Below are 12,135 nucleotides of genomic sequence, written 5' to 3' on the forward strand. Positions count from 1 at the left end.
GTCCGTCCGGTACGGGACGGACGTCGACTCGGAGCCGAGAGCAATACGCCGTAAGCCAGCCCCTTATCCACGGACTTTCAGGAGCACACCGTGACCGACGCGCACACCGCCGCCACGCATTCCCACGGCACCGGCCCGTTCATCGCCGCCATCGACCAGGGCACCACCTCCAGCCGCTGCATCGTCTTCGACCGCGACGGACGCATCGTCTCCGTCGACCAGAAGGAGCACGAGCAGATCTTCCCGAAGCCGGGCTGGGTGGAGCACAACGCCACCGAGATCTGGACGAACGTCGAGGAGGTCGTCGCCTCGGCCATCGCGAAGGCCGGCATCACCCGCGACGACATCAAGGCCATCGGCATCACCAACCAGCGCGAGACGACGCTGCTGTGGGACAAGAACACCGGTGAGCCCGTCCACAACGCGCTCGTCTGGCAGGACACCCGCACCGACGCGCTCTGCAAGGAGCTCGGCCGCAACGTCGGCCAGGACCGCTTCCGCCGCGAGACCGGCCTGCCGCTGGCCTCGTACTTCGCCGGTCCGAAGGCCCGCTGGCTGCTCGACAACGTCGAGGGTCTGCGTGAGCGCGCCGAGGCCGGCGACATCCTCTTCGGCACCATGGACAGCTGGGTCATCTGGAACCTGACGGGCGGTGTGAACGGCGGCCGGCACGTCACCGACGTCACCAACGCCTCCCGCACCATGCTGATGAACCTGCACACCATGCAGTGGGACCCGAAGATCGCCGAGTCGATCGGTGTTCCGCTGGCGATGCTGCCCGAGATCCGCTCCTCCGCCGAGGTCTACGGCGAGATCACCGGCGGCAAGCTGGGCGACCTGCTCGGCGGCATCCCGGTCGCCTCCGCGCTCGGCGACCAGCAGGCGGCCCTCTTCGGCCAGACCTGTTTCTCCGAGGGCGAGGCCAAGTCCACGTACGGCACCGGCACGTTCATGCTGATGAACACCGGTGACAAGCTCATCAACTCCTACAGCGGGCTGCTGACCACCGTCGGCTACCAGATCGGCGAGCAGAAGCCGGTCTACGCCCTTGAGGGTTCGATCGCCGTCACCGGCTCGCTCGTCCAGTGGATGCGCGACCAGATGGGCCTGATCAAGTCCGCCGCGGAGATCGAGACGCTCGCGCTGTCGGTCGAGGACAACGGCGGCGCGTACTTCGTGCCGGCCTTCTCCGGTCTGTTCGCCCCGTACTGGCGCCCCGACGCCCGCGGTGTGATCGCCGGTCTGACCCGGTACGTCACCAAGGCGCACATCGCGCGCGCCGTCCTGGAGGCCACGGCCTGGCAGACCCGTGAGATCAGCGACGCCATGACGAAGGACTCCGGCGTCGAGCTCACGGCCCTCAAGGTCGACGGCGGCATGACCTCCAACAACCTGCTGATGCAGACCCTGGCCGACGTCCTGGACGCCCCCGTGGTGCGCCCGATGGTCGCCGAGACCACCTGCCTCGGCGCCGCCTACGCCGCCGGTCTCGCCGTCGGCTTCTGGACCAACACCGAGGACCTGCGCGCCAACTGGCGCAGGGCCGCCGAGTGGACCCCGAACATGGCCGCGGAGACCCGCGACCGTGAGTACAAGAGCTGGCTCAAGGCCGTCGAGCGGACCATGGGCTGGCTCGAAGACGACGCTGACGAGGAGTAATTCGCAATGACCACCCTGCAGAGTGTCCCGGCTCTTGGGACGCGCCCGGCCAACGGCTCCGCCGCCTACGGTTTCAAGGCAGTGAGCCGTGCCGAGACCCGGGAGCAGTTGTCCAAGGCGACATATGACCTCCTGGTGATCGGTGGCGGGATTCTGGGCATCTCCACCGCCTGGCATGCCGCACAGTCGGGCCTGCGGGTGGCCCTGGTCGACGCCGGCGACTTCGCCGGCGCGACCTCCTCCGCCTCCTCCAAGCTGCTCCACGGCGGTCTGCGCTATCTGCAGACCGGCGCGGTGAAGCTGGTGGCGGAGAACCACTTCGAGCGCCGTGCGGTCTCCCGTCAGGTGGCCCCCCACCTGGCGAATCCGCTCACGTTCTACCTCCCCGTGTACAAGGGCGGGCCGCACGGCGCGGCGAAGCTGGGCGCGGGTGTCTTCGCGTACTCGGCGCTGTCGGCCTTCGGTGACGGCGTGGGGCATCTGCTCTCGCCGTCGAAGGCCGCGCAGGACGTGCCCGAGCTGCGTACGGACAACCTCAAGGCCGTGGCCGTGTACGGCGACGACCAGATGAACGACTCCCGGATGGCGCTGATGACGGTCCGCGGGGCCGTCGAGTCCGGTGCCACCGTGCTCAACCACGCCGCGGTCACGGGCCTGCGCTTCACCCGGGGCCGGGTGACCGGCGCGGAGCTGAAGGACACGCTCTCCGGCGAGGAGTTCGGCGTGTCGGCCCGTCTCGTGCTGAACGCGACCGGGCCGTGGGTCGACCACCTGCGGAAGATGGAGGACGAGCACGCGGCGCCGTCCATCCGCCTGTCGAAGGGCGCGCACCTGGTCCTCAAGCGCACCTCCCCCTGGAAGGCCGCGCTGGCCACCCCGATCGACAAGTACCGCATCACCTTCGCCCTCCCCTGGGAGGACATGCTGCTGCTCGGCACGACCGACGAGGCGTACGAGGGCGACCCGGCGGACGTGGCGGTCAACGAGAAGGACATATCCCAGATCCTCGACGAGGCCGCGTTCTCCATCCGCGACCAGCAGTTGTCCCGTGACCTGATCACGTACTCCTTCGCGGGTCTGCGGGTGCTGCCGGGTGGTCCCGGCGACACGTCGAAGGCCAAGCGGGAGACGGTCGTCACCGAGGGCCGGGGCGGCATGCTGTCCGTCGCGGGCGGCAAGTGGACGACCTTCCGGCACATCGGCCGGACCGTCATGAAGAAGCTGGAGTCGCTGCCGGGCCGTCCGCTCGGCGAGGACTTCGAGCCGATCTCCGAGCTGCCGAAGAAGCTGCCGCTGCCGGGTGTCGCCAACCCGCGCGCGGTCGCGCACCGGCTCCTGGTCGACGGCCCGGCACCCGGCCCCCGCATGGGCGCCGACACCGCCAGGCACCTCTCCACGCACTACGGCTCGCTGGCCTTCGACATCGCGCGGCTGGCCAACGACAACCCGGAGCTGGCCCAGCGCGTCCACCCGGACGCCCCCGAGATCTGGGCGCAGGTCGTGTACGCGCGTGACAACGAGTGGGCCGAGACGGCGGACGACGTGCTGCGCCGCCGTACGACGCTGACGATCCGCGGCCTCGCGACGGACGAGGTACGGGGCAAGGTGCAGGACCTGCTCGACGAGAAGTAGCCGCACCGCCGCACCACGTCCGAAGGGCGGCTCCCACGGGGGGAGCCGCCCTTCGGCATGTCCGTCCCGGCCCGGCCGGTCAGCGGGCCAGCGCCTCGATGTCCTCCGTACGGGTCAACTCGGCCCTCCGCACGATGAGTTCGCGCCCGAGCAGCAGCGCACGGCGTGAGGCCGGCACCGGGTCGGGCAGGGTCGTCAGGTCGGTGAGGTGCGCGAAGCCGATGACGCGGCGGACGATCTCGGTGCCGGCGAAGCCCGCCGAGTCGCTCCGGACCCGGGCCAGGAAGCGGTCGAGATACGCGTCGTCGAAGAAGGTGTCGACGCGGTCCTGCCAGAGGCGGCGGAACTCCGTCTCGAACCCCTCCCAGGTGAGCCGGAGTTGGGCCGCGTGGTCGGTGACCGTACCGAGGGCCCGCGCCCGTGCCTGGGCGACGAGGACGTTCGCCCAGTACAGGCCGAGGTCGTAGCCGATCGGGCCGACGAAGGAGAACTCGGGGTCGAAGACCCGTACGACGGGGGCGCCTTCGCGTTCGCCGACCATGATGCTGCCGGTGTGCAGGTCGCCGTGGAGCAGTGCCTGGGCGGAGGTCATGAAGGTGTGGCGGAGGTCGGCGACCTCGGTGCGCAGGCGGGTGTCGGCGCGGAACTCGGCGGCCAGGTCGTCGAGTCCGGGGTGCCAGTGGTTGTGCTCGTGCTCGACGTACGGCTCGGAGAGGACGACATCCTCGGTAATTTTGCACAGCTCGGGACTGACCGAGGCCGCGATCAGGGCCTTGCGTTCGGCCGACGGCATGCCGAAGTCGCTGGTGGCGAAGGTGAGTTGGGCGACGAACTCACCGATGCGCCGCGAGGTGTCCGGGCCGTAGGAGCCGCCCTCGTTGAGGACCGTGCGCAGCACCTGGAGGTCGGACATGTCCTCCATGACGAGGGCGTAGTTGTCGGCGTCGTAGCCGTGGACGGCCGGGATCTTGTCCGGGGCGACCTTGGCGACCTGCTCGTAGGCGCGGGCCTCGGCGTCGGCGCGCTCGGGGCTCATCGGCCAGGAGGGGCCCGCGACCCGGACCCAGGGCAGGGCCTGCTTGACGGCGAGGCCGCGGGTGCCGTCCCCGTTCGAGGCGAGGAACACGCGGTTCATGTTGCCGTCGGAGACCTCGCGGACGCGGATGTCGCCGGTGTCGTCCCAGTGGCCGCGCTCGCGCAGGTACGCGGGCACGTCCTCGGTCTCCAGAATGCGGTAGCCCATCGTGAACTCCCTTATGCGGTGCGGCGCTTGGACAGGGTGAAGCTGAAGACCAGGGCGAGGATGAGGACCGCGCCCTCGACGACGTCCTGTGTGTAGTAGGGCAGGCCCTTGATGGTCAGACCGGTGGTGATGATGCCGATCAGGACGGCGCCCAGGGCCGTGCCCCACACGTTCGGACGGCCGCGGCCGAGGACGGAGGTGCCGACCAGGGCCACCGCCACCGCTTCCAGCAGCTGGGATGTACCGGCCGAGACGTCGCCCTGGCCGATGCGGGACGCCAGGATCAGCCCGCCGATCGACGCGAGGACGCCGGACAGCACGTATGCCAGGGCCCGGTAGGCGCCGACGCGGATGCCGGCCAGCCGGGAGGCCTCGGGGTTGGCGCCGATCGCGTAGAGGACGCGGCCCCAGCGGGTGCGGGCGAGGAACACCCAGGCGACGACCGTGAGCGCGCCGAAGATCAGCACCGAGACGGGGATGCCGAGGACCGTGCCGCGGTCGATGCGCAGGAAGCCCTCGGTGAACTTGCCGGGCGCGGTGGTGCCGTCGGACTGGGTCATGCCCGGGGTGATGGACTGGCCGTCGACCAGGATGAGTTTGGTGCCCTGGATGACGAACATGGTGCCGAGCGTGGCCAGCATGTCGGGGATCTTCAGGACGACGATCAGCAGGGCGTTGAGGAGACCCGCGAGGGCGCCCGCCGCGATGACGGCGAGGATCGCGACCATGCCGACCTGGTTGTACGAGACCATCGTCTTCGCGGCGACGGTCACGCCGAGCCCGGCCACCGCGCCGACGGACATGTCCATTCCGCCGACGGCCATGGTGAGGGTGACGCCGAGGCCGAGGATCGCGGCGACCGAGACGTACCGGAGGGTGTCGAGGAGTGTCGCCGAGTCGCGGAAGGACGGCTCGCTCAGCGCGAAGTACGTGAAGAGCGTGACGGTGACGAAGATGAAGCCGTACTTGATGACGGCGCTCTGGACGCGCAGGCCGGTGGAGGTCGCGGGTGGGACCGCCGCCTTGGTCGGCACCTCGGTGCTCTGGGTGGTGGTCATGGCGTGCTTCCTGGTGTGGCGTGCTGAGTGGCCGGCATCAGACGGACGCCGAGATGGACTGGATCACGCGGTCGCGCTCCGCGTCGTCGCCGTACGCGTCGAGGCGGATCTCGCCCGCGGTGAGGACGAGGACCCGGTCGGCGATCTCCAGGACCTCGTCCACGTCGGCGGACAGGACGAGGACCGCGGCTCCTTCGGCGGCCAGGGCGCGGGCCCGGCGGCCGATGTCGCGACGGGCGCCGATGTCCACGCCCCGGAACGGCTCGTCCAGGATGAGGACTCGGGGGCGTTCGGCGAGCCAGCGGCCGACGACGACCTTCTGCTGGTTGCCGCCGGACAGTTCCTCGACGGTGCTGTGCTCGTCGCGGGCGACGACGCCGAGCCGCTCGATGGTGGCGCGGCCGAGGGCGTCCTCCTTGGAGCGGTTCACCAGCCCGGCCGCGGACAAGGGGGCGAGGGACTTGAGGAACGGCAGGGAGATGTTCTGGGCCAGCGACCAGCCGGGGACGAGGGCGTCCGCGTGCCGGTCCTCGGGCACCAGGTGGACGCCGCTGCGGATGGCGTCGGCCGGGCGGCGCGGCGCGTAGGGCCTGCCGTCCAGTTCTAGGGCGCCCGCCGGGAACGGCTCGGCGCCGAAGAGGCCGCGGGCCAGTTCGGTCTTGCCCGCGCCCAACAGGCCCACGACGCCGGTGACTTCGCCCTCCCGGATGTCGAGGTCCTGCGGAGGGTGGCCGTCGAACAGCGGCACCCCGCGCAGGGAGAGCGCGATCTCGCCCTGGTCCCCGGCCCGTTGGGGCCGTGCGGCCGTCGCCTCCTGGGCCTGGGCGAGCATCGCGCGCAGGGCGCTGTCCCAGTCGAAGGGCCGGGTCTGGTCCTCGGTGAGAAGGCCGTCCCGCAGGACGACCAGCCGGTCGGCGAGCGCGTCGATCTCGCCGAGCCGGTGGGAGACGTACAGGACGGCGATGCCGTCGTCCCGCATCCGCTCGACGAGCGTGAATAGGCGCTTGGCCTCGGCGGCGGAGAGCGCCGAGGTCGGCTCGTCGAGTACCAGCAGCCGGGGGCGGGTCGCCAGGGCGCGGGCCAGGATCAGCAACTGCCGGTCGGAGATGCCGAGTTCGGTGACATCGCGCCTGAGCACGGTGTCGCTCCAGCCGAGGTCGAGCGCCGACTGGATCTCGCGGGCCCTGGCGAGGAGGCGGCGCCCGTTCAGGAAGGGGTTGCCGCGTGCCTGGGCCAGCTCCTCGAACACGAGGTTCTCGGCGACGGTGAGCCCGGGCACGATGCCCTCGCCGATGCGCTGGTGGACCGTCTGGATGCCCAACTGGCGGGCGGCGAGGGGCGACTGGAGAGCGGCGGGTGAGCCGTTCACCCGGACCTCACCGCCGTGGTCCGTGTGCACCCCGGACAGGATCTTGATCAGCGTGGACTTGCCGGCGCCGTTCGCACCGAGCAGCGCGACGACACTGCCCGCGGCGATGTCCAGGGAGACGGAGGCGAGCACCGTCTTCCCGCCGAAGGCCATGCTGACGTCCCGCAGACCCACCGCGGGAACCGGCTCGGCCGGCCTCACCGCGAGAACCGGCTCAGTGGGCGACATTCGGGATCCAGTCCGCGGTGCTGACCTTGGAGAGGTTGAGGGCGGGCAGCGCCTTCCGCAGCTGGTCCATGTTCTCGATGCCCTTGCTCTTCAGGAAGTCCTGGGTGATGGCGACGGCCGGGAACTCCACGGAGGACTTGTTCAGCTGACCGGCGAGCTCCAGGGCGGTCGTACGGACGACGGCGGCACCGACCGCGGACGGGTCCGTGCCCGCCGTGGCGACCCACGGGCTGCCCTTGGCGGTCATGTTCTGGATGTCGGCGTTGGAGACGTCCGCGCCGAAGACCTTCACCTTGTCCTGGAGCTTCTTGTTCTGGACGGCGAGGACGGTGCCCTTGGCGAGTTCGTCGTACGGGGCGAAGACGCCGGCCACGTCCGAGTGCTGGGTGAGCGCGGCGCTGACCAGGGGCACGTTGTCGGTGGCCGTGGAGTCGGTCACCTTGCCGACCTTGAACTCCTGCTTCCAGCCGTTGGCGTCGGCCGTCTTCTTCCAGACGCTGTCGCGCTTGTCGAGGGCGGCGTACCCGGCGACGTTGACGTAGCCGACCTTCGCGTCGTTGCCGAGCTCGTCGCCCATCACGTCGAGGACGGCCTGGGCCATGCTGGCGTCGTCCTGCTTGGTGCTGATCACCGACTTGTTCGTCGTCTCGACGTCGTAGACGACGACCTTGATTCCCTTCTTCACGGCCTTGTCGATCTCCGGCTGGATCGTGGCGGGGAAGCCGTGGTCGACGATGATCGCCTTCGCCCCGGAGTTGATGGCCGAGGACAGGTCGGTGGCCTGCTTGGCGTTGTCCGCCTGGGCGTCGTACACGGTCAGGTCGATGCCGAGGGCCTTCGCCTGTGCCTTGGCGCCGTTGCCCCACTGCTCGAAGTAGTCGCCGGCGCCGCTCTGCCGGACCAGGGCGACCTTCACCTTGCCCTTGCTGAAGGGCGCGGGCTTCGTGCCGGTGGCCGCGGCGGCGGGGGCGGCCTTGTCGCCCGCGGCCTCGGAGGCGTCCGAGGACTGCGAGCAGCCCGCGAGGAGGAGCGCGGAGGCGGAGGCCAGCGAGAGCGCGGCCAGGGGCAGACGGGCACGGGACATGAGGGGCTCCAGGGGTGGCGCAGGAAGGGAGGGGTGAGGGTGAGGAGGGCGTGCGGAGCCCGGAGCGCCGGGGGCATGAATCAGGCCATCGCCGCGCGGACGTACGCCTCACCGGTTCCGTGGAACTCGCGGTGGGCGGGGGCGCGGAGGGCACTCCGGTTCAGGTCAGCGACAGCGGGCTGTGGTCGACCGGAGCAAGTCCACGTACAGCCGCCGCACGAGCAGCAGCGTCTTCATACGCAGATCATGGGAACGTTTCCGGCCAGCCGTCAAAGCAGGGGAAGCGGTTTCTCAGGGGCTGAGACAACGACTTCGTCACACTCGGCCGATCACCGGCGTGGAGTTACCATCGGCGAACGACCCGGGACAACGAGGCTTCCGATGACGACACCATGCGCGACAGCGGCACGACGCTGTACCGGCGCGGCGTGTCGCGGCTGACCACAGGTTCTCCCGCCTCCCCCGCCCCGGGGGCGCCGCCTCTGCCGCCCGGCCCGACACCCGGTCCCGATGCCCGTCTCGGTATCCGGACTCCCCCCTTCACTCACTGGAGTTGCTCCCATGACCCTGCTGACGACGTGGCCGGAGTCCGGTCCCGAGACCACCGTGCGTCGCACCTCCGACCCCGCCGAGATCGCCGCCGCGCTGGCGCCGCTCGGGGTGCGCTACGAGCAGTGGCCCGTCCGCGAGGACGTCCCCGCGGACGCCGACAGCGACACCGTCTTCGCCGCGTACGGGCCGGAGATCGACCGGCTGAACGCCGAGGAGGGCTTCACGACCGTCGACGTCCTCGGGCTGCACCCGAGCGACGACCCGGAGTACCCGGTGAAGGCGAAGGCTGCGCGGGAGAAGTTCCTCCAGGAGCACACCCACGACGACGATGACGAGGTCCGGTTCTTCGTCTCGGGCTCCGGGATCTTCTATCTGCACGTGAACGGCGAGGTGCACGCCGTGTTCTGCGAGAAGGGCGACCTGCTGGGCGTGCCGCGCGGAACGACGCACTGGTTCGACATGGGGACGACGCCGGGCTTCACCGCCATCCGGTTCTTCCACGAGGAGGACGGCTGGATCGGCTCCTTCACCGGCTCCACCATCGCCGGGCGCTTCCCCGACTACGACACCATCGCGGCGGGGTACGAGCGGGACCGGGCCGCGGCGTGAGCCTGCGGTTCGACGTGGACGCCGTGGTGCTCGACATCGAGGGCACCACGAGCGCCACGGGGTTCGTCGTCGACGTGCTGTACCCGTACTCCCGCTCCCGTTTCGGAGCGCTGCTCTCGGAGCGGAGCGCCGATCCGGACGTCGTGCGGGCGGTCTCCCAGGTACGGGACCTGCTCGGCGAGCCCGACGCCGACGCCGTACGCGTGGAGAAGGCGCTGCACGAGTGGCTCGACGGGGACGTGAAGGCCACCCCGCTGAAGACCCTTCAGGGCCTCATCTGGTCCGAGGGGTTCGCCCGCGGCGACCTGGTCTCCCACTTCTACGACGACGTGGTGCCGGTGCTGCGCCGCTGGCACGGCGACGGCGTACGGCTGCACGTGTACTCGTCCGGGTCCGTGGCCGCGCAGCGCGCGTGGTTCGCGAGCAGCCCGGACGGGGACCTGCTGCCGCTCGTCTCGGGCCTGTACGACACCGAGAACGCGGGGCCCAAGCAGGAGCCGGACTCCTACCGCCGTATCGCCGGGTCGACCGGTACGGAGGCCGGCCGTCTCCTCTTCCTCTCCGACCGGCCCGGCGAACTGGACGCGGCCCGTGCGGCCGGCTGGCACGCGGTCGGGATCCGGCGGCCCGGGGAGCCGTACTACGAGCAGGGCGTCGGCGACCACGCGCAGGCGGGGACGTTCGACGAGATCACCATCAGCACTTCCGGGAGCGCCACGTGACCACCGACATCAGCACACTCGACCTGGAGGAGGCGGGGGCCGTCCTCGCCGCCGAGTCCGCCCGCTTCGCCTCCTTCGGCTGGATGCGGGGCACCTCCGGCAACCTGTCCGTGGTGGTCTCCCGCGATCCCCTGCGGCTCGCGGTCACCGCCAGCGGCCACGACAAGGGCGAACTGACACCCTCGGACGTCGTACTGGTCGACGGCCAGGGCGCCGCGGTGAACGGCGGCAAGCCGTCCGCCGAGGCCGAACTGCACGCCCGCGTGGCCGCGTTGACCGGCGCCGGGGCCGTGGTGCACGTCCACACGGTGGCGTCCGTGGCGATGGGCCGACGTGTGCCGGGCGGCATCCCCTTCAAGGACCTGGAGATGCTCAAGGGCATCGGCCAGCCCGCCCACGACGTCGAGGTCACCCTCCCCGTCATCGCCAACAGCCAGGACATGAAGGTCCTCGGCGACCGCCTGGAGGCGGCCCGCGACCCACGCATGCCCGCGGTGGTCGTGGCGGGCCACGGCCTCTACGTCTGGGGCGACACACCCCGCCGGGCCCGCCACCACACGGAGATCGTGGAGTGGCTGCTGGAACTGGAACTGACGGGCAACTGAGCCCAGTTGGCGCACGAGAGGAGGGTCGAGGCACTGGCCCCGACCCTCCATTCTTACGTTCCCTGCAGCGCCCCTGTAAGGGGCGCGGGGAACTGCGCCGCCAGCCCCTACAGACCCGCACCCAACAAACCGGCCTACTTCAACCGATCCCCCGGCAACTCCCCCTCGGACACCTCCAACACCCCCCGCTCGGTCACGAGCCCCGTGACCAACCGCCCAGGTGTGACATCAAATGCGGGATTGTGCCCACGAGACCCGGCAGGGGCAGTCCGAACCCCGCCCCACTCCAACACCTCACTCTCACCCCGCAGTTCGATGTGAATGTCGGCCCCGGTGGCCGTGGAAAGGTCAACCGTCGTCGTGGGCGCGGCCACCAGAAACGGCACACCGACGTCGGCGCACGCCAGTGCGACCCCCACGGTGCCCACCTTGTTCGCCGTGTCCCCGTTGGCCGCGATCCGGTCGGCGCCGACGATCGCCGCGTCCACCTCGCCCCGCAGGATCGTGCCCGCGGCGGCCCCGTCCGCCTGGACGAAGTGCGGGATGCCCTCCTGCACCAACTCCCAGGCGGTCAGCCGTGATCCCTGCAGCAGAGGCCGCGTCTCATCGGCGTACACGACCTCAAGGCGCCCCCGGGCGTGCAGTTCGCGTATGACGCCGAGCGCGGTGCCCCACCCCGCCGTGGCCAACGCCCCGGTGTTGCAGTGGGTCAGCACCCGCAGCGGCCGGTCCACGCCGACCCGCTTCAGCAGCCAGTCCGCCCCGAACGCCCCCATGCCCCGGTTGGCCTCGACATCCTCCCGCTGCACCTCCGCCGCCTCGGCGAGCACCGCGTCGAGCCCGTCGTCGAACCGCGTCAGCACCCGGTCGACGCACACCATGAGGTTGACCGCGGTGGGCCGCGCCGCACGGATCCGCGCGACGGCCGCGAGCACCTCCTCCCGCGACCACCCCTCGCGCCGCCCCTGGAGCATCGCGAGGGCGACCCCGTACGCACCCGCGGCACCGATCGCGGGCGCCCCGCGCACCACGAGCCGCTGGATCGCGTCCACCAGGTCGTCCACATCGCGGATCTGACGGGTCTCGGTCCGGTGCGGGAGCACGGTCTGGTCGATGAGCGCGAGGCTGTTTCCGGTCCAGTCGACAGCGCGCAGTTCCTGGGGCATAGCGGGACACTCCTGATGTTCCGAAGATGCGCGACACCGTACATGACCTCGGAGAACCACAGTTCGAGACAGTCGAGCGGGTGTCCGGAAACCGGTGTTACAGTCCAGCACCCGCAGCCGGAAGGCCTACGCGAAGGAGGACGTGTGCTGCTGACGATGCGCCGCTTCCTCGACTACGGCCGGTGCGCCAGCGACTGCTGTCGGCGCT

At 70.6% G+C, this 12,135-nt stretch carries 10 protein-coding genes; 5 read left to right on the forward strand and 5 right to left on the reverse strand.

Annotated features, from left to right (window positions below):
• Positions 1–90: 90 nt before the first annotated feature.
• Both glpK and ACN20J_RS11465 read left to right on the forward strand, forming a co-directional pair.
• The gene (gene glpK, locus ACN20J_RS11460; protein WP_190229368.1) at positions 91–1,659 is read left to right on the forward strand and encodes a glycerol kinase GlpK; all 1,569 of its coding nucleotides are present in this window, start codon (positions 91–93) and stop codon (positions 1,657–1,659) included.
• A 6-nt stretch (positions 1,660–1,665) separates the two neighbouring features.
• Entirely contained in the window at positions 1,666–3,291 is a 1,626-nt protein-coding gene (locus ACN20J_RS11465) for a glycerol-3-phosphate dehydrogenase/oxidase (RefSeq protein ID WP_190229369.1), read from the forward strand.
• A gap of 79 nt (positions 3,292–3,370) precedes the next feature.
• Here the strand turns inward: ACN20J_RS11465 and mtnK are convergent, their stop codons facing one another.
• From mtnK to ACN20J_RS11485, 4 genes are read right to left on the reverse strand one after another with little or no spacing between them, the layout of a single operon-like run.
• Positions 3,371–4,534: an S-methyl-5-thioribose kinase gene (gene mtnK / locus ACN20J_RS11470; RefSeq protein WP_419665830.1), complete on the reverse strand. Its 1,164-nt coding sequence runs from the start codon at positions 4,532–4,534 to the stop codon at positions 3,371–3,373.
• Between the two features lie 11 nt (positions 4,535–4,545).
• The gene (locus ACN20J_RS11475; RefSeq protein WP_361892091.1) at positions 4,546–5,592 is read right to left on the reverse strand and encodes an ABC transporter permease; all 1,047 of its coding nucleotides are present in this window, start codon (positions 5,590–5,592) and stop codon (positions 4,546–4,548) included.
• Between the two features lie 37 nt (positions 5,593–5,629).
• The gene (locus tag ACN20J_RS11480; protein ID WP_419665831.1) at positions 5,630–7,189 is read right to left on the reverse strand and encodes a sugar ABC transporter ATP-binding protein; all 1,560 of its coding nucleotides are present in this window, start codon (positions 7,187–7,189) and stop codon (positions 5,630–5,632) included.
• The gene (locus ACN20J_RS11485; RefSeq protein ID WP_189840032.1) at positions 7,176–8,273 is read right to left on the reverse strand and encodes a substrate-binding domain-containing protein; all 1,098 of its coding nucleotides are present in this window, start codon (positions 8,271–8,273) and stop codon (positions 7,176–7,178) included. The genes ACN20J_RS11480 and ACN20J_RS11485 overlap by 14 nt, the downstream gene beginning before the upstream one ends.
• A gap of 561 nt (positions 8,274–8,834) precedes the next feature.
• On the opposite strand from ACN20J_RS11485, the gene ACN20J_RS11490 reads away from it, so the two are divergent.
• From ACN20J_RS11490 to mtnB, 3 genes are read left to right on the forward strand one after another with little or no spacing between them, the layout of a single operon-like run.
• Positions 8,835–9,434: a 1,2-dihydroxy-3-keto-5-methylthiopentene dioxygenase gene (locus ACN20J_RS11490; protein ID WP_055613339.1), complete on the forward strand. Its 600-nt coding sequence runs from the start codon at positions 8,835–8,837 to the stop codon at positions 9,432–9,434.
• Positions 9,431–10,156, forward strand: a complete 726-nt coding sequence (gene mtnC, locus ACN20J_RS11495; RefSeq protein WP_419665832.1) for an acireductone synthase — start codon at positions 9,431–9,433, stop codon at positions 10,154–10,156. Before ACN20J_RS11490 ends, mtnC begins: the two co-directional genes overlap by 4 nt.
• Positions 10,153–10,761 (forward strand): methylthioribulose 1-phosphate dehydratase, encoded by a 609-nt coding sequence (gene mtnB, locus ACN20J_RS11500; RefSeq protein ID WP_362298963.1) that lies wholly within the window; start codon positions 10,153–10,155, stop codon positions 10,759–10,761. The genes mtnC and mtnB overlap by 4 nt, the downstream gene beginning before the upstream one ends.
• 134 nt (positions 10,762–10,895) lie before the next feature.
• Here the strand turns inward: mtnB and mtnA are convergent, their stop codons facing one another.
• Positions 10,896–11,927, reverse strand: coding sequence for an S-methyl-5-thioribose-1-phosphate isomerase (gene mtnA, locus ACN20J_RS11505; RefSeq protein ID WP_419665833.1), 1,032 nt, complete (start codon positions 11,925–11,927; stop codon positions 10,896–10,898).
• Between the last annotated feature and the right edge of the window lie 208 nt (positions 11,928–12,135).

It is taken from the genome of Streptomyces sp. 2-1 (assembly GCF_048564895.1).
GTDB classification, from domain to species: Bacteria; Actinomycetota; Actinomycetes; order Streptomycetales; family Streptomycetaceae; genus Streptomyces; species Streptomyces phaeochromogenes.